Origin of the sequence: Streptomyces sp. NPDC015242, assembly GCF_043079125.1 — a bacterium.
Taxonomy (GTDB): domain Bacteria; phylum Actinomycetota; class Actinomycetes; order Streptomycetales; family Streptomycetaceae; genus Streptomyces.
This window is the reverse complement of the sequence record NZ_JBIBUF010000008.1, coordinates 262,834-279,037: the sequence shown is the minus strand read 5'-3', so window position 1 is coordinate 279,037 and position 16,204 is coordinate 262,834. Positions and strand designations below refer to the sequence as shown.

The following is a 16,204-nucleotide window of genomic DNA, read 5'->3' as shown; positions in this document are numbered from 1 at the left end:
CCGGGAACGGACCGCGCCGATCAGGCCATCCGGTCCGGAACCGTTCCCCGCTCAGAGAGTTGACGGATCGTCACCTGAGTTCGGGCGCGACGCTCACCCGTCCAGGTCCACCCGCACCGTCAGCAGGTCCGTCCCGAACGCCCGCACCCCCAGGCTGTTCACCCGGGGCAGCCGGCGCAGTCTCGCCACCGGGTCGTCGTCCGGCAGCAGATGGGCCGTTCCCTCGTGCCACCGCCCGCGGATCCGCACCCGCACCCGCGGATCGGCCTTGATGTTGCGGACGTACTGCGACCGTTCGCCGAACTCCGACACCAGCCAGAAGCAGTCGCCGACGCGGCGGCCGCCCACGGGCGTGCGCCGGGGCAGCCCGGAGACGCGGCCCCGGGTCTCCAGGACCGTCTGCAGCGGCAGGCGCCGCAGGAGCGGGTTGACGCGGCGCTGGAAGGCCGTGGTGGCGCGGAACCTCAGATCGGTACGGCGGGACATGGCCGGGCGACTCCTTCACACACGGTTCTCATCGCTTCCGCTGGGGACCCTGTTCCATGATGATCCCCTGACGCGGCGGGACGGGAGCGGGTGGCCGGCGGTGCGCATAGTGACCTGGAACCTGTGGTGGCGCTTCGGGCCGTGGCAGGCGCGGCAGAAGGCCGTCCTGACCGCCCTGCGGGAGCTGGAAGCCGATGTCGTCGGGTTGCAGGAGGTGTGGGCCGCCGACGGCGAGAACCTCGCCGAGTGGCTGGCCGGCGAGCTGGGCCTGCACTGCGCCTGGGCCGCCTCGCACGCCCCGCAGCGCTGGCGGGCACGGATCGGTGATCCCACGGTCGACATAGGCAACGCCGTGCTCAGCCGGTGGCCGGTCGTCGACCGGGACACGCTGCCGCTGCCCGCCCCCGCCGACACGGACGACGGCCGGCTGGCCCTGTACGCCCGGATCGCCGCCCCCGGTCACGAAGTGCCCTTCTTCACCACGCACTTCACCTCCGCCGTGCACGCCTCGGCGGTCCGCTGCCGCCAGGTCTCCGCGCTCGCCGAGTTCGTCGCCCGGCACCGCGGCGGCACCGCCTTCCCGCCCGTCGTCACCGGCGACCTCAACGCCTGGCCCGATTCCGACGAGGTCCGCCTCCTCGGCGGCTACAAGACCGCCCCGGCGGTGCCCCGCCAGGTGCTGCTCGACGCCTGGGAGTACGCCGACCCGGTCGCCCCCGCCGCCACCTGGGACGCCGCCAACCCGTACGTGGCGGCGACCCACGAGCCGAGCGTGCGCATCGACTACATCCACGTGGGCCCGCCGGGCCCCGGCGGCCTGGGCCGGGTACGGGCGGTACGGCGGGCCTGCGACGGCCCGGTGGACGGGGTGTGGCCTTCCGACCACGCGGCGGTGGTGGCCGACCTGGCGGACCGGGAGGGCCCGGCCTGATCCGGCACCTCAGTCCGCGCGGCGGCCCAGGAAGACCGGGTTGGTGAAGGCCGCAAGCGCCCCCGGCACCGGACCGGCCGCCGCCTCGTGCCGCAGCTCGGCCCTTACGTACGCCGCGTACGACGGCGTCGTCCGCCACTCGACGGTGCCCGCGCCGGACACCGGCAGCGGGGCGCTGGTGTGCAGTACGCCCTGGTCGGTGACGAAGTGGACCGTGCAGCGCGGGGCGCCCGTCACCTCCAGGCGGACCGTGACGGGGGTGTCGCGGCCCACGGCGAGGCGCTCGCCGATGCCCGCGTGCTCACCGCGCCCGCCGGACGCCCGGAAGGACAGCGTCACCTTGGCGGACTCGGCGACGTACGACCGTCCCGCCCGGATGCCCTCCTGGATCGCCCGCCGGGTCAGGTCGTCGGCCAGCACCACCGTCTGGGGGCTGCCCACGGCGTCCGGGGAGCGGTGGGCGTCGCTGCTGCCCATCGCCGGGATCCAGTCGCGCCCGTCGCGCACGGACGCCACCAGCATGCTGTCCCAGTCGGCCAGCGCCACCTCGTCGTCGGGCGTGTACGGGCCGTTCCACACCTCGATCGCGTCGGCCTCCCCGAAGCCGAACTTCCAGTTGCAGCCGACGCAGGTGGCGTGCGGATGGGCCGGGACGACCAGGCCGCCCGCGCGCCGGATCTGCCGGGCGAACCGGCCGAAGCGGTTGTCGCGGGCCCGGTAGCGCCAGTCGACGAACGTGCCCGGGTCGGTGCCGAGGGCGACCACGTGGCCGTTCCTGGTCGTGACCTCCTCGCCCAGCATGACCAGCAGGTCGTCCCCGGCCACGTCGGCCCAGTGGGCGTGCGCGGAGTGCGTGTTGTGCTCGGAGGAGTTGATGAAGTCCAGCCCTGCCGCGCGGGCCAGCTCCCCGATCTCGGCGGGGGTGCGGCGGCCGTCGGAGTACCAGGAGTGCAGGTGGCAGTCGCCCCGGTACCAGGCCCGGCCCCGCCCCCTGGCCCGCTCCGGCGGGTACACCGGCCGCGCCGTCTCGCCCGGCTCGCCGTACGTCAGCGTGATCGTGATCTCGTACGTCAGGCCCTGCGGGGCGACCGTGTACGGGCCGAGCGCGATGTGCCACGTGCCCTCGCGCACCGGGCCCGGGAGGTAGCCGGGTGTGGCCTCGTCGGCGCGGAGGAAGAACTCCGTGCGCGCCCCGCCCGACCAGCCCCGGAAGCCCTTGCCGCCCAGCTCGGTGCCGCGCTCGTCGAAGACGCCGATGTCGAGGGCGTTGCCCGGGGTGCCGGCCGGCACGGACGGCCGGTCGTAGGTGTAGGCGACCCGCAGCTCCCGGACCCCGGCCGGGACCTCGACGGGCACGTACACGAAGTCGGGAGACCCGGGCGGCAGCGTGCCCCGCACCGTTCTGGTCTCCTGGCCGCCGTCGCCCTGGTCCCGGCCGTCCGCTGAAGCGAAGCTCACGCTCCCCAACGTAAGCGCGGCGGCGGCTCCCGTCACGAACAGGGCGCGTCGGCCGGGCCCGCCGTGGTTGTCCTCGCACATGCTGCTGCTCCCCAGGGTCGTCGCTGACTGGCGTGGGTGGTGCGGAGGTGGTGCGTGCAACCCTGGTATCGAGGCGTGAACCGGCGGGCAAGGGAAGGGGGCCCGGGGGCGGGGAGCAGGGGAACGGGCCGCGGCCCCCGGCCGTCCGAGCCGACCGGTCGGTATGGGCACTCCGACTCCCCTCGGGTAGGGATGGTCCATGCGCATCGCCGTGACGATCTTCCTCACCGACGAGACGATCACCCCGACCCGGCTCGCCCGGGAGCTGGAGCAGCGCGGTTTCGCCGGGCTCTACCTGCCCGAGCACACGCACATCCCCGTCGAGCGGGCCACGCCCTACCCGGCGGGCGGGGAGCTGCCGCGCGAGTACGGCCGTACGCTCGACGCGTTCGTGGCCCTGGGCCAGGCCGCCGCCGTCACCGAGCGGCTCGGGCTCGGCACGGGCATCACGCTCGTCGCCCAGCACGACCCGATCGACCTGGCCAAGCGGATCGCCACCCTGGACCACCTCTCCGGCGGCCGGTTCACCCTCGGCGTCGGCTTCGGCTGGAACGTCGAGGAGGCCGCCGACCACGGCGTGCGCTGGCGCACCCGGCGCGAGCTGGTCAAGGACCGGATGGCGCTGATGCGGGCGCTGTGGTCGCCGGAACCGGTCGCGTACGAGGGGGAGTTCGGCTCGGTGCGGGCCAGCGAGGCGCACCCGAAGCCGGTGCGGGAGCCGCGCGGTCCCGTGACCGGCCCGCGCACGCTCGTCGGCGGGGCCGCCGGGCCCAAGCTGTTCGACCACGTCTGCGCGTACGCCGACGGCTGGCTGCCCATCGGCGGGCGGGGCCTGGCGGAGTCCCTGCCGAGGCTGCGCACCGCCTGGCGCGAGGCGGGCCGCGACCCCGAGTCCCTCCAGATCGTCCCGTACGCCGTTCACCCGACCCCGGGCAAGCTCGCCCACTACGCCGACCTCGGCATCGAGGAGGTGGTGGTGCAGTTGCCGCCGGCGGGGGAGAGCGAGGTACTGAAGGCCCTGGAGGCGTACGAGCGGTATATCGCAGGTCAGTAATGGTTTCTGACTGTGATTCAGCCCACGCTCGCTGGTTCCGGCCGGTCTCCCCCTACTAAACTGCGAGTAAACAACCGAGCCGGGTGAACACCGGCGTGGCGACTGACCACCGCCCGCCCGAGGTGTGACCGGCTCGTCCTGTCGTGCTGTTTTCCGGATCGGCAGGAACAGGTAAACAGGGGGAGATTGCACTTGACCACGGTCGCAGAGACCCGACCGTTCGACATTCCCGTGGATGTGGAGACGCTGGCGCGGCTGACAGGCCGCGAGCGTGAGGTGCTGCGCCACCTGGCGAAAGGCGAGTCGAACCGCGTGCTCGCCCGGAGGCTCGGCATCGCCGAACGGACCGTCCGTGCCCATGTCACCAGCATCGTGCGCAAACTGGAACTGGGATCGAGATTCGAAGCCGGCCTGGTGGCGTTCCATCATTACGAGGCCCTCGCCGAGGAGGCAATCGCCTCCTGAGGCATAGCCGCATCAGGCAATGCCGAAAGAGGCAATGCCGCAAGAGGCAATGCCGCAAGAGGCAATGCCGCAAGAGGCAATGGAGGGCCCGCCCCGCGAATGGCAGGCTCGACGGCGTTGTCAGCCATGCGTGTGCACCATTCCGGAACACCACACCGGGCGCATGGCTGGTCCGTACCCGGATCACCACCATGGGGGAGAAAACCCGATGAATATCAAGAAGATCGCCACCGCCGCCGGTGTCGCCACCGCCGGTGTCGCCCTCTTCGTCACCACCCAGGGCAGCGCCCAGGCCGCCCCGGCCCAGCCGGCCGCGCCTGTGGCCGCCGCCCAGCCGTCGCAGGACAAGGCCCCGCAGGCCATCGGTTCCCTCGTCGGCAAGGCCGCCAAGTCCGTGGGCAAGGCGGCCACCAAGGCGGCCAACAAGGCCACGGCCGTGGGCAAGGGCATGGCCGTGGTCGCGAAGAGCAACGCCGACAACATGCTGTCCCACGGCAGCGTGTTCGCCCCTCCGGCCGACCTGCCGCAGGGAGTCACGGCCGACTCGGTCTTCGACCGGTAAGCACCACGTGACGACCACGTATCGCACGACCAGGAGGGCGGCGCTCGTTGTCGGCGGCGCCCTCCTGGGCGCTCACATGACCATGGCCGCCCTGTCCCAGGCGCCGCTCAGTCCGGCGAAACTCGTCTACGGCGACACGGTGGCGGAGTACCTCGACCCGTACTTCTCGCAGAACTGGCAGTTGTTCGCCCCGACGCCCGTCTCCGACGACCGCGGCATCCTGGCCCGGGCCACCTGCGCGGACGGATCGGTATCGCCGTACTACGACGTATCGGCCCGGGGAGTGGAAAAGGCGCAGGGTTCCCGGTTCTTCCCGTCGCGTGAAGTCCGTATCGTCTCGGCGCACCTGCAGAACATCACCAGCAGTGAGGAACTCCTGCGCAGACTGCGGCAGCAGCAGACCAACGACAAGAAACCGGTACTGCCTCCGCTGCCTTACGAGAAGGCCACCGAGGCGGAGGCCGTGAAAGGGCTGTCCCGGTACGCCTACGACCAGATGCCCGACGCGTGCGACGGAAAAGCCGTGAAGGTGCAGGTCCGTATGTACGTCCACGAGCTGCCGCCGTGGTCCAAGCGTCACGATCCGTCCGCCGAAGGGAAGGTCCTGGTGAAGGACTTCTCCTGGCTCAAGACCCGGGACCTGCGATGACGAACGCCCTGAAGAACGTCACCGGCCGGCTGGACTCCTGGTCGCTGAACCCGGTCGCCGTCACCGGCGTCTCGGGAACGCGCGCGCTCCTCGGTTTCGTCGGGCTCATGTACTACGTCGGCCAGTACCGGGAACGGAATTACCTGTTCGGACCCGACGGGGTACTGCCGCACGACGAGTTCACGGCACAGCTGACCGGCTTCAGCTTCTACGCGCTGTCCGCGTCACCGGTGTTCTTCCAGGTCGTCTACCACCTGGGGATCGCGGTGGCGCTGGCCGTGACGCTCGGTGTCGGCGGCCGGCCCGGACTCGCGCTGCACTGGGCCCTGTTGTGGTCCGTCTACCAGCGGCAGCCCGGGCTCCTCGACGGCGGCGACAACCTCGCCTACGTCGTCATCCCGTTCCTGCTGCTGACGCGCTGCTACGACCGCTTCGCCCTGCCGACCGGCCTCGCGAGCCGCCTCGCCGAGCGGGTCCCCGGGCGTCTGCGGGCGGTGTCCGTGCCGTTCCACAACCTGGGCGTCCTCATGGTGGCCGCACAGATCTGCCTCGTCTACGTCGTCTCCGGCCTCTACAAGGTGATGGGCGAGGAGTGGCAGGACGGCACCGCGCTCTTCTACATCATGCGCGTCGCGGAGTTCGAACTGCCCGGCTGGTCGAACCTGGTGTACGAGAGCGACTTCCTGGTGGTGCTCGGCACCTACGGCACGGTCGCCTTCCTCGTGTACTTCCCCTTGGGTGTGCTCGTCCCGGCGCTGCGCCCCTGGGCGGCCGCCGCGTCCATCTGCTTCCACCTGTCGATCGCGTTCTTCATGGGCCTGACCGGCTTCGCGTTGACCATGATCGCCTGTGATCTCGTCTTCCTCTCCGGCGCCCTTGACCGGGCGGTGCTCCGGGTCAGGGACCTGCTGCCCGGAACCCGCACGCCCGAGGCGGAGCCCGCGGCACCCGCGCCGGATGTCCCGAGCGGGGAGAACGGAACCAAGCCGGCCGCGCCCGAGGCCGAACTCGTCTGACGACAGGAGCGACACCCCACGTGCCCACCCCGACCTGCCTGCTGGGCGGCCCCGGTATCGACGACCGGACCGCCCACGGCCATGACCAGGACCGGTTCGTCGAAATCGGCTCCCTCAGCAAGGTGTTCACCGGAACCGTCCTGACGCGGCTGGCCGAGGACGGCGTCGTCGGCCTCGACTCCCCCTTGGAGGAGTGCCTGCCGGAGGTGCCCGCGGGGACGGGCATCACCCTGAGACACCTGGCCGAGCACACCTCGGGCCTGCCGCGCCTGCCCGTCGGCCCCTCCGGCCCGCCCGACGACCCGTACGCCACCTTCACCGAGGAGGCCCTGCGCGCCTCGCTGCGGGAGCTGGACCGGGTGGCCACGGGCCGGCTGGGCGAGGAGGAGTACTCCAACCTCGGGTACGCGGTGCTCGGGCACGCGCTCACGTCGGTCACGGGGCGCTCCTACCAGCAACTCGTCGACGAGCAGGTGCTGTCGCCCCTCGGACTGGAGCCGGGCTCGGTCACCGCCACGCCGCCGCAGGAACTGAGGCTGATCCCGCGCGGCCTGTTCGGCCGGCCGCGGCCCCTGTGGACGCTGACCGGACCGATCCTGCCGGCGGGTGGCCTGTGGTCCACCTGCCGCACCCTGTCCCGGGTCGTCGTCGGCCTGCTCGTCGAGCGACGGCTGGGCCCGCCCGCGCCCAGCTGGCAGCGGGGCCAGTCGATCACCTGGCACAACGGCGCCACCCGCGGTTCGTCCGTCGTGGCGGCGGCGCGCGACGACGGCCGCTGGCTCGTCCTGCACCGCCTGGGCGACCCGGCAGGCACCGACAGTCTCGCCAGGAAGACCCTCCTCGCGGCTCCCGCCCCGCGCGGCGAGAACTGACCACGACCACCCGCACCCACCGAGAGAAGCACGGGGAACGTCATGAGGATCGCCTGGTTCGGCTGGCTGGCGCAGCACTTCGGCGAGTACGGCTACAGCGACGGGCCGTTGCGCGCCGCGATCGGCACCGGCGCGGTGCTGGTGACCGCCGCGCTGGCGTGGCTGGCGCTGCACCGCAACCGCCCGGCCGCCGTGGCCGCCGCCGGTCTCACCTGTGCCGTGGGCATCGGGTGGCTGGCCTTCCACTGACCGGCCCGGCCACCCACCGGCCTGTCCACTCCTCTCCACTCGGAGGACTCGCATGACGGACGCCGTCGTCGTCGGCTCCGGGCCCAACGGGCTCGCGGCCGCGCTCACCCTCGCCCGCGCGGGACTGCGGGTCGAGGTGTTCGAAGCGCACGAGCGGATCGGCGGGGGGCTGCGCTCGGAGGCCCTGTTCGACTCGGAGGTGTTGCACGACATCTGCGCCGCGGTGCACCCCATGGCGCCCGTCTCGCCGTTCATGCGGTCCCTGGAGCTGGAGGGGCACGGGGTCCACCTGCTGCACTCTCCCGCCGCCTACGCCCATCCCCTCAAGGGCCGTCCGGCCGCACTGGCCTGGCGCGACCTCGAGGCCACCTGCGCGGAACTGGGCGCGGACGGGCCGCGCTGGCGGCGGCTGATGCGGCCGCTGATGGAACGCTCGGCGGACGTGGTGGAGCTGATGCTGTCCACCCAGCGCATGCCGCCGAACCCGCGGGCCCTGGCCGTGCTGGCCCCCCGGCTGCCCGCGCAGGCCCTGCGCGTGGGCGGCGGTCTGCGCACCGAGGAAGCGCGGGCGCTGCTGACGGGTGTGGCCGCCCACGGCATCGGCCGGCTGCCCTCCCCGGCGGCCGCCGCGGTCGCGCTGCTGCTCGGGCACCTCGCCCACACCACCGGCTGGCCCGTCCCGCGGGGCGGCTCGCAAGCCGTCGCCGACGTCATGGCCGCGCACATCGAGCGGCTCGGCGGCCGCATCCACACCGGCGTCCGGGTGGACAGCCTGCACGCCCTGCCCGCCCGCCGCCTCACCCTGCTGGACGTCTCGCCCCGCGAACTGGCCCGGATCGCCCCCCTGCCGAGCGGCTACCTCCGCGCGCTGTCCCGCTACCGCTACGGTCCGGGCGCCGCCAAGGCCGACTTCCTCGTCGAGGGCCCGATCCCCTGGAGCGACCCCCGGCTGTCCCGGGCCGCCACGATCCACCTGGGCGGCACGCACGGCACGGCCCCGCAGCTGGCCCGCGCCGAGACGGCGACGGCCCGGGGACTGCGGACCGGGCACCCGTACATCATCGTGGTCGACCCGGCCGCCGCCGACCCGGCCCGGGCCGTGCGCGGCAGGAGACCGGTCTGGGCCTACGCGCACGTGCCCCACGGCGACACCCGGGACCCGCTGCCGGTGATCCGCGCCGCCCTGGAGGCCCACGCCCCGGGCTTCACCGACACGGTGCTCGCCGAACGCGGCGTCACGGCGGCGCGGCTCGGCGCGTACAACGCCAACTACGTGGGCGGTGACATCGCCTCGGGCGCCATGACTCTGTGGCAGACGCTGGCCCGCCCGGTGCCCCGCTGGAACCCCTACCGCACCCCCCTGCCGGGCACCTACCTCTGCTCCTCGGCGACCCCTCCGGGACCGTCCGTGCACGGCATGTGCGGCTACCACGCGGCCAGGGCGGCGCTGCGGGAGTGGCCCGGAGGCGGGGCCGGCCGCTCCGGCCCGGCTTGATCAGCCCACTCGTATGCTCGAAGGATGACGACTCCCGCGACCTCCGGAACCGGCCCCACCGAGAACTCCCTGCGTCGCGCCCTGAAACGGGCCAGGGACGGCGTCTCCCTCGATGTCGCCGAGGCGGCGGTCCTGCTCCAGGCGCGGGGTGAGCACCTGGAGGACCTGTCGGCCTCGGCCGCCCGGGTGCGGGACGCGGGTCTGGAGGCGGCCGGCCGGCCCGGTGTCATCACGTACTCCAAGAGCGTCTTCATCCCGCTGACGCGGCTGTGCCGGGACAAGTGCCACTACTGCACGTTCGTCACCGTCCCCGGCAAGCTGCGCCGGGAGGGTCACGGGATGTTCATGTCCCCGGACGAGGTGCTGGACATCGCCCGCAAGGGCGCCGCCCTCGGCTGCAAGGAAGCCCTCATCACCCTCGGCGACAAGCCGGAGGACCGCTGGCCCGAGGCGCGCGAGTGGCTCGACGCGCACGGCTACGACGACACCCTCGCCTACGTCCGCGCCGTCTCCGTCCGCATCCTGGAGGAGACCGGCCTGCTGCCCCACCTGAACCCGGGCGTGATGAGCTGGGCCGACTTCCAGCGGCTCAAGCCCGTCGCGCCCAGCATGGGCATGATGCTGGAGACCACCGCGACCCGCCTCTGGTCGGAGCCGGGCGGCCCCCACCACGGCTCGCCCGACAAGGAGCCCGCGGTCCGTCTGCGCGTCCTGGAGGACGCCGGGCGTTCCTCCGTGCCCTTCACCTCCGGGCTGCTCATAGGCATCGGGGAGACCTACGAGGAGCGCGCCGAGTCGCTGTTCGCGCTGCGCAAGGTGTCCCGGGCCTACCACGGGATCCAGGAGCTGATCATCCAGAACTTCCGCGCCAAGCCGGACACCGCGATGCGCGGCATGCCCGACGCGGAACTGGACGAACTGGTCGCCGCGGTCGCCGTAGCCCGCCTCCTGATGGGCCCGGGCGGCAACATCCAGGCCCCGCCCAACCTGGTCGACGACGAGTACGAGCGGCTGATCCGCGCCGGCATCGACGACTGGGGCGGCGTCTCCCCGCTCACCATCGACCACGTCAACCCCGAGCGCCCCTGGCCGCAGATCGAGCAGCTGGCCGAGAAGTCCCGGGCGGCCGGTTTCGAGCTGCGCGAACGGCTGTGCGTGTACCCGGAGTTCGTCAAGCGCGGCGAGCCCTGGCTGGACCCGCGGCTGCGCCCGCACGTGGCGGCCCTGGCCGACCCGGAGACCGGCCTGGCCCGCCCGGAGGTCCTGCCGCAGGGGCTGCCGTGGCAGGAGCCGGAGGAGGTCTTCACCGCCTCGGGCCGCACGGACCTGCACTCCTCGATCGACACCGAGGGCCGTACGTCGGACCGCCGGGACGACTTCGACGAGGTGTACGGCGACTGGGGCGCCCTGCGCGAGGCCGCCGCCCCGGGCATGGCACCCGAGCGCATCGACACCGACGTGCGGCAGGCGCTGCGCACGGCCGCCGACGATCCGACGAAGCTCACCGACGACGAGGCGCTGGCCCTGCTGCACGCGGACGGCCCGGCCCTGGACGCCCTGGCCCGGGTCGCCGACGACGTGCGCAAGTCGGCCGTGGGCGACGACGTCACCTACATCGTCACGCGCAACATCAACTTCACCAACGTCTGCTACACCGGCTGCCGTTTCTGCGCCTTCGCCCAGCGCCGCACCGACGCCGACGCCTACACCCTCTCCCTGGACCAGGTCGCCGACCGGGCCCAGCAGGCGTGGGACGTGGGCGCGGTGGAGGTCTGCATGCAGGGCGGCATCCACCCGGACCTGCCCGGCACGGCCTACTTCGACATCGCCCGGGCCGTGAAGGAACGCGTCCCCGGCATGCACGTGCACGCCTTCTCGCCGATGGAGGTCGTCAACGGCGCGACCCGCACGGGCCTGTCGGTGCGCGAGTGGCTGACGGCGGCCAAGGAAGCGGGCCTGGACACCATCCCGGGCACGGCCGCCGAGATCCTCGACGACGAGGTCCGCTGGATCCTCACCAAGGGCAAGCTGCCCGCGGCCGACTGGATCGACGTCGTGACGACGGCCCACGAGCTGGGCATCCGTTCCTCCTCGACGATGATGTACGGGCACGTCGACCAGCCGCGCCACTGGCTCGGGCACCTGCGCACCCTCGCGGGCATCCAGCGGCGCACGGGCGGCTTCACCGAGTTCGTGACGCTGCCGTTCGTGCACACCAACGCGCCGGTCTACCTCGCGGGGATCGCCCGCCCGGGCCCGACCCTGCGGGACAACCGCGCGGTCACGGCCATGGCCCGGCTCCTGCTGCACCCGTGGATCCCCAACATCCAGACCAGCTGGGTCAAGCTCGGCACGGAGGGCGCGGCGGAGATGCTCCGCTCCGGCGCGAACGACCTCGGCGGCACGCTCATGGAGGAGACCATCTCCCGGATGGCGGGCTCGTCGTACGGCTCGTACAAGTCGGTCAAGGACCTGATCGCCGTGGCGGACGCGGCCGGGCGTCCGGCCAGGCCCCGCACCACGCTCTACGGCGAGGTCCCGGAGGAGCGGCAGCGGGCGGCACGGGCGTCGGACGGCCACCTGCCGGAGCTGCTGCCGGTGCTGGACTGAGGGGTCTGCCCGCCTTTGGCGCTCGCCGGCGGGTCTACTGCCCCCCGGCGTCCGCCGGTTGCTGCTCCGTCAGGGGCCGGCCGGTCGTGACGCCGGGGTGCGTGGGCCGTGGGGGAGGCGTGCCCCGGCCCGCCCACAGCAGCACCACCCCGAGGCCGCAGGCCAGCGCGGGCCAGTACACGTAGCGGAAGTCCGTCGCGGGCATGATCGGCAGATAGCCGAGGATGTAGGCGGCCGAGCTGATGCCCAGGGCCCGGACCGGCATCGCGAACAGGCCCCTGCCCGGCCGGACGGCCAGCACCAGCGCGACGGCGAGCCAGAACCAGCCGCGGAACAGCCACCGCAGGTCCGTCGCCATGCCGTCGACGTACGTGCCGAGCGCGGCTTCCAGTTGAGGGTGCGCGACCTCGATGCCCAGGTCGTTGCGGGTGATGCCCGCCTTGTACACGTAGTCCGTCTCGAACAGCAGCGTCGCGAAGAGCCGCAGCCGGTACTGGAGATAGCCCGGCACGTGCCCGCCCATCTCCCGCAGCCACAGGGAGGTGATCTCGTCCGCGTCCCCGCGCAACCCGTCGGCGGGGCGCTCGTAGCAGGCCCAGTAGGCGTCCGACAGGGCGCCGGTGCGGGCGCATTCCCGGGCCGAGGCCACGAGCCGGTCGCGCAGCGCGGGCGGGACGTCCGCCGAGCGCAGTTCGTCCACGGTGAGCACGTGCACCAGGTCGTCGAGCATGATCTGCGCGCCCTGCTTCGTCTGCAGCGGCTGGGCGAACAGGGAGATGGCGGTGGCGGGCACGAGGAGCCCGGCCGCGAGTGCCGCCGTGCACGTCACCCAGGTACGGCGCCCGGGGGATCGCCACAGCGCGAGGACCAGCAGCACGAAGACGGGCAGCGCGGCGAGGAAGGCGTTCTTGCGCACGAGCATGGCGTAGGCGAGGAACAGCACGCCGAGGCCGAGCAGCGCCCACCGCACGGCGGGACGCGTCCCGCCGTCCCGGATCCGCAGCCCGGTGAGGGCGACCGCGCACGCCGCGAGCAGGGCGAACGCCGCGTGCACGTCCTTCCACACCACCCCGGCGAACGTCAGCGCGAACGGGGTCAGCCCGAGCCCGAGCACCGCGAGCGAACCGGCCCGGCTCCCGGTCAGCTCCCACACCGCCCAGGACAGCACCCACAACGCCCCCCACAGGACGAGGGACTGCAGGACCAGCATCGACGCGATCGAGCCGGTCACCGCGATGAGGGCCCGCCACACCAGGCTCAGCACGGGCGGGTGCCAGTCGGTCAGGGGCGTGCGGCCCTCGGCCTGGCGGAGCTGGTCGAGGCTGTCGGGGCTCAGGAAGCCCGGGGCGAAGACGAGGACCGTGCCCAGGCAGCAGACGGCGGCGAGGGCGGCAAGACCGGCGATCCAGCGCTGCCCACCTGACATCCGTCCCTTATGTGACATATGCCGGATGCTAGCGGCTCGGTGCGCTCAGGGGGCGACGAAGACGTAGCGCCGATAGGCGTAGAAGCGGAACAGCGTCGCGAGCACCCAGCCGAGGATGCGGGCGGTGTTGTCGCTGAGCGGCGAGTCGAGCCCGAGCAGCTGCCGCGAGGCGAAGACCGTCCCGGCGGTGATGACGAGCCCGACGCCGTTGGCGACGAGGAACAGCGCCAGCTCGTGGGTCACCTTCTCGCGGTGCTGGTGGCGGTAGGTCCAGTACCGGTTGCCGACCCAGCTGAAGAGCGCCGCCGCACCCGTCGCCACGACGGACGCCTGCACGGGAGCGGTCCGCATCACCCCGCCCTCGGCGCCACCGGGCAGGCCGAAGACCAGCAGGTTGTAGCCGCCGTTGTCGACGACGAAGGCCAGGGCCCCGATGACGCCGAACTTGGCGGCCTCCCGCCAGACGCCCTTGACGGCGTCGCGCGCACGCAGCGTCACGGATGCGAGGACCGGCACCCGGCGAGCGTAACGACCCGGCGCCCCCGCGCGCCCCAGACACGCGCATATCGCATGATTTACCCACGAAAGCGGACCTGGTCCGGGTGAGGAGTGGTCGTGGAACCGACGATCGCGTGTGTCGTGCCGTGTCACAACGAGGAGGCGGCCGTCGGCAAGGTCGTCCGCGACCTGCGCGCCGCCCTCCCCGAGGCCGTCGTCTACGTGTACGACAACGCCTCCACCGACCGCACGGCGGAGCTGGCCCGGCAGGCCGGGGCGATCGTCCGGCACGAGTCCCGCAAGGGCAAGGGCAACGTCATCCGCCGCGCCTTCGCCGACGTGGACGCGGACGCCCTGCTCATCGTCGACGGCGACGACACCTACGACGTCTCCCGCGCCCGCGATCTGGTCGACCTGCTCTTCGAGGGACCGTACGACCAGGTCGTCGGCGCCCGCCGGGTCACCTGCGACGGGGCCTACCGGGCCGGGCACGCGGTCGGCAACAAGGTGCTCACCGGGGCGGTGCGCTCGCTGTTCGGCAACGACGTGACCGACATGCTCAGCGGCTACCGGGTCTTCTCGCGGCGCTTCGTGAAGTCCTTCCCGGCGCTGGCCCGCGAGTTCGAGACCGAGACCGAGATGACCATCCACGCGCTGCACCTGCGGCTGCCCACGGCCGAGGTGCCCGTGGAGTACCGGGTCCGGCCCGCCGGCGGCGAGAGCAAGCTGCGCACCTACCGGGACGGCTGGCGCATCCTGCGGGTCATCCTGGACCTGGCACGCCGCGAGCGCCCCTCGCTCGTGCACACCGTGATCGCGGGCGTGCTGGCCCTCGTCTCGGTGATCCTCGGCATCCCCGTCATCGCCGACTTCGTCCGCACGGGCACCGTGCCCCGCGTGCCCACGGCGATCCTCGCCGCCGCGATCATGACGATCGCCGCGCTGGTCCTGCTCGTCGGCTACATCCTGGAGTCGCTCACCCATATGCGGCAGGAGCAGACCCGGCTGGTGCACCTGGCCTACCCGGCCCCGGTGCGCGCCCCGCGGCGTACCGCGCGCGGCGCCGGCACCGGCCCCGTGCCGGTCCGCAAGACCGCCGGAGACCCCTGAGGAACCGGGGCACCGAGGCCGTCGGGGAGCGGCGGGCGCGCAGTACGATGATCGGAACCCCGGTGCTGTGCGGGGTCCCGTGACTGAGGAGATGCGTGCCGGTGCCTGCCCGACTTCCTTCGTGGGCCTGGACGTCCGGGCTGACCGTGGGAGCCATAGCCGCGGTGACGGTCCTGGCCGTGCAGGCGGACAAGGGCCCGCATCCCACCGCGAGCTCGGCCAAGCCGAGCGCCCCGGTGTCCGCGCAGCCCACGCCCACGGCGTCCGCCCCGGCCCGGGTCCCCGACGGCTCCGGCACCGGCCGGCGCATCGTCTACTCCCTCGGCGAGAAGCGGGTGTGGATGGTCGACGCGAGTGAGGCGACCCGCCGCACGTTCACGGTCTGGCCGGGCACGGTCAGTCCGGATCCCGGCACCTACACGATCTCGTCCCGCAACGCGGCCACGACCGGCTCCGACGGCGTCCAGATCGAGCACATCATGTACTTCGCCGCGCAGGGCGGTGTCTCCGTCGCCTTCTCCAACGCGGTCGACGGGTCCTCCCCGCCGCCCGCCGCCTCCGGCGGCAAGACCGGCGGGGTCCGGATGAAGAAGGCGGACGGCACGGCACTGTGGGCGTTCGGCACGGTCGGCACGACCGTGGCCGTGGTCAGGTAGCGGACGTCTCCGTCCGCGGGGCCGACAGCTGGTTGACGATCAGCACGACCCCGCTGAACAGGAAGATCCGGGTCGCGGCGTCCAGCCCGTTCCAGTTCTTCGACTGCCACATCGAGAACCACTCACCGCCGATCGCGATGAACCCGGCCCCGAACAGCAGCATCACCATCAGCAGCCCGTACGTCGACATCCGCCGGGCGCGCACGGCGTCCCGTCTGGCCCACAGCCACGTCCCGTATATGAGGACGAGCGCGGCGACGGTCTCCCACGCGATGATCGCGACGTAGGCGGCGTCCTGGAGCCCTTCACTGGTGATGGCGCGCCACATCAGGTCCTCGTCCTTGAACGTGGTGTCCATCGCCAGCACATGCCGGACGAACTGCTGGTTGGTGCCGAAGTCGGTGATGTTCCCGAAGGCGACCAGGGCCATGTAGAGCGCGATGGTCCCGGTGAGCAGCGTGGCGGCGAGAGGCAGCCCGCCGCGGGGGGTTGTGGAGGTGGCCATGGCGATCATTCTTCCCAACTGCCGCTCCCCACGCGACAGAATGGTGAGGGACAGCGGTCGGCCGGAGGCGAGCGGAGGGGG

General features: G+C 72.6%; 17 protein-coding genes. 12 read left to right on the top strand and 5 right to left on the bottom strand.

The genetic code is table 11. The features are described from left to right. Positions 1-93: 93 nt before the first annotated feature. Positions 94-486 carry a nitroreductase/quinone reductase family protein gene (locus ACF07N_RS26790; RefSeq protein WP_383329633.1) on the bottom strand — a complete coding sequence of 131 codons (393 nt, stop codon included), beginning with the start codon at positions 484-486 and terminating at the stop codon, positions 94-96. Between the two features lie 100 nt (positions 487-586). Between ACF07N_RS26790 and ACF07N_RS26785 the strand changes: the two genes are divergently transcribed. After that, entirely contained in the window at positions 587-1,417 is an 831-nt protein-coding gene (locus ACF07N_RS26785; protein WP_392117552.1) for an endonuclease/exonuclease/phosphatase family protein, read from the top strand. Between the two features lie 9 nt (positions 1,418-1,426). Here the strand turns inward: ACF07N_RS26785 and ACF07N_RS26780 are convergent, their stop codons facing one another. Further along, a complete protein-coding gene (locus ACF07N_RS26780) occupies positions 1,427-2,956 on the bottom strand; it encodes a CehA/McbA family metallohydrolase (RefSeq protein WP_392117549.1) in 1,530 nt (509 codons plus the stop codon). Between the two features lie 199 nt (positions 2,957-3,155). Here ACF07N_RS26780 and ACF07N_RS26775 point away from each other — a divergent pair, with 199 nt between their 5' ends. The 9 genes from ACF07N_RS26775 (at position 3,156) to ACF07N_RS26735 (ending at position 11,928) form a co-directional block, all read left to right on the top strand. Beyond that, positions 3,156-4,010, top strand: coding sequence for an LLM class F420-dependent oxidoreductase (locus ACF07N_RS26775; RefSeq protein ID WP_392117546.1), 855 nt, complete (start codon positions 3,156-3,158; stop codon positions 4,008-4,010). 192 nt (positions 4,011-4,202) lie between these two features. After that, positions 4,203-4,475: a response regulator transcription factor gene (locus ACF07N_RS26770; RefSeq protein WP_383329646.1), complete on the top strand. Its 273-nt coding sequence runs from the start codon at positions 4,203-4,205 to the stop codon at positions 4,473-4,475. 208 nt (positions 4,476-4,683) lie between these two features. Then, entirely contained in the window at positions 4,684-5,037 is a 354-nt protein-coding gene (locus ACF07N_RS26765) for a hypothetical protein (protein WP_383329648.1), read from the top strand. Positions 5,038-5,044: 7 nt separating this feature from the next. Then, positions 5,045-5,686 (top strand): DUF5819 family protein, encoded by a 642-nt coding sequence (locus ACF07N_RS26760; protein WP_392117543.1) that lies wholly within the window; start codon positions 5,045-5,047, stop codon positions 5,684-5,686. Then, on the top strand, positions 5,683-6,702 hold the full coding sequence (locus tag ACF07N_RS26755) for a hypothetical protein (RefSeq protein WP_392117541.1): 1,020 nt from the start codon (positions 5,683-5,685) through the stop codon (positions 6,700-6,702). Before ACF07N_RS26760 ends, ACF07N_RS26755 begins: the two co-directional genes overlap by 4 nt. A gap of 20 nt (positions 6,703-6,722) precedes the next feature. Then, entirely contained in the window at positions 6,723-7,574 is an 852-nt protein-coding gene (locus tag ACF07N_RS26750; RefSeq protein ID WP_392117538.1) for a serine hydrolase domain-containing protein, read from the top strand. 42 nt (positions 7,575-7,616) lie between these two features. Continuing rightward, complete coding sequence (locus tag ACF07N_RS26745; protein WP_392117535.1) at positions 7,617-7,823, top strand: hypothetical protein; 207 nt, start codon at positions 7,617-7,619, stop codon at positions 7,821-7,823. 52 nt (positions 7,824-7,875) lie between these two features. Then, positions 7,876-9,318, top strand: a complete 1,443-nt coding sequence (locus ACF07N_RS26740; protein ID WP_392117532.1) for a phytoene desaturase family protein — start codon at positions 7,876-7,878, stop codon at positions 9,316-9,318. A gap of 24 nt (positions 9,319-9,342) precedes the next feature. Further along, entirely contained in the window at positions 9,343-11,928 is a 2,586-nt protein-coding gene (locus ACF07N_RS26735) for a bifunctional FO biosynthesis protein CofGH (RefSeq protein WP_392117529.1), read from the top strand. Between the two features lie 34 nt (positions 11,929-11,962). Here ACF07N_RS26735 and ACF07N_RS26730 read toward each other — a convergent pair whose 3' ends face one another. Both ACF07N_RS26730 and ACF07N_RS26725 read right to left on the bottom strand, forming a co-directional pair. Further along, positions 11,963-13,354: a hypothetical protein gene (locus ACF07N_RS26730; protein ID WP_392117526.1), complete on the bottom strand. Its 1,392-nt coding sequence runs from the start codon at positions 13,352-13,354 to the stop codon at positions 11,963-11,965. A gap of 45 nt (positions 13,355-13,399) precedes the next feature. After that, positions 13,400-13,870 (bottom strand): GtrA family protein, encoded by a 471-nt coding sequence (locus ACF07N_RS26725; RefSeq protein WP_383345072.1) that lies wholly within the window; start codon positions 13,868-13,870, stop codon positions 13,400-13,402. A 93-nt stretch (positions 13,871-13,963) separates the two neighbouring features. On the opposite strand from ACF07N_RS26725, the gene ACF07N_RS26720 reads away from it, so the two are divergent. Together ACF07N_RS26720 and ACF07N_RS26715 are read left to right on the top strand one after the other, a co-directional pair. Further along, positions 13,964-14,962 (top strand): glycosyltransferase family 2 protein, encoded by a 999-nt coding sequence (locus ACF07N_RS26720; protein ID WP_383329675.1) that lies wholly within the window; start codon positions 13,964-13,966, stop codon positions 14,960-14,962. Between the two features lie 101 nt (positions 14,963-15,063). Next, positions 15,064-15,618 carry a hypothetical protein gene (locus tag ACF07N_RS26715; RefSeq protein ID WP_392117521.1) on the top strand — a complete coding sequence of 185 codons (555 nt, stop codon included), beginning with the start codon at positions 15,064-15,066 and terminating at the stop codon, positions 15,616-15,618. Here the strand turns inward: ACF07N_RS26715 and ACF07N_RS26710 are convergent. Next, positions 15,611-16,123 carry a DUF2165 domain-containing protein gene (locus tag ACF07N_RS26710; RefSeq protein ID WP_392117519.1) on the bottom strand — a complete coding sequence of 171 codons (513 nt, stop codon included), beginning with the start codon at positions 16,121-16,123 and terminating at the stop codon, positions 15,611-15,613. The two genes, ACF07N_RS26715 and ACF07N_RS26710, sit on opposite strands and share 8 nt — an antisense overlap. Between the last annotated feature and the right edge of the window lie 81 nt (positions 16,124-16,204).

Bases quoted from the DNA above. Each gene is read 5' to 3' on its own strand.
- ACF07N_RS26775 (WP_392117546.1), top strand. From the start codon at position 3,156: ATGCGCATCGCCGTGACGATCTTCCTCACCGACGAGACGATCACCCCG.
- ACF07N_RS26735 (WP_392117529.1), top strand. From the start codon at position 9,343: ATGACGACTCCCGCGACCTCCGGAACCGGCCCCACCGAGAACTCCCTG.
- ACF07N_RS26755 (WP_392117541.1), top strand. From the start codon at position 5,683: ATGACGAACGCCCTGAAGAACGTCACCGGCCGGCTGGACTCCTGGTCG.
- ACF07N_RS26745 (WP_392117535.1), top strand. From the start codon at position 7,617: ATGAGGATCGCCTGGTTCGGCTGGCTGGCGCAGCACTTCGGCGAGTAC.
- ACF07N_RS26765 (WP_383329648.1), top strand. From the start codon at position 4,684: ATGAATATCAAGAAGATCGCCACCGCCGCCGGTGTCGCCACCGCCGGT.
- ACF07N_RS26780 (WP_392117549.1), bottom strand. From the start codon at position 2,956: ATGTGCGAGGACAACCACGGCGGGCCCGGCCGACGCGCCCTGTTCGTG.
- ACF07N_RS26740 (WP_392117532.1), top strand. From the start codon at position 7,876: ATGACGGACGCCGTCGTCGTCGGCTCCGGGCCCAACGGGCTCGCGGCC.
- ACF07N_RS26730 (WP_392117526.1), bottom strand. From the start codon at position 13,354: ATGTCAGGTGGGCAGCGCTGGATCGCCGGTCTTGCCGCCCTCGCCGCC.
- ACF07N_RS26790 (WP_383329633.1), bottom strand. From the start codon at position 486: ATGTCCCGCCGTACCGATCTGAGGTTCCGCGCCACCACGGCCTTCCAG.
- ACF07N_RS26710 (WP_392117519.1), bottom strand. From the start codon at position 16,123: ATGGCCACCTCCACAACCCCCCGCGGCGGGCTGCCTCTCGCCGCCACG.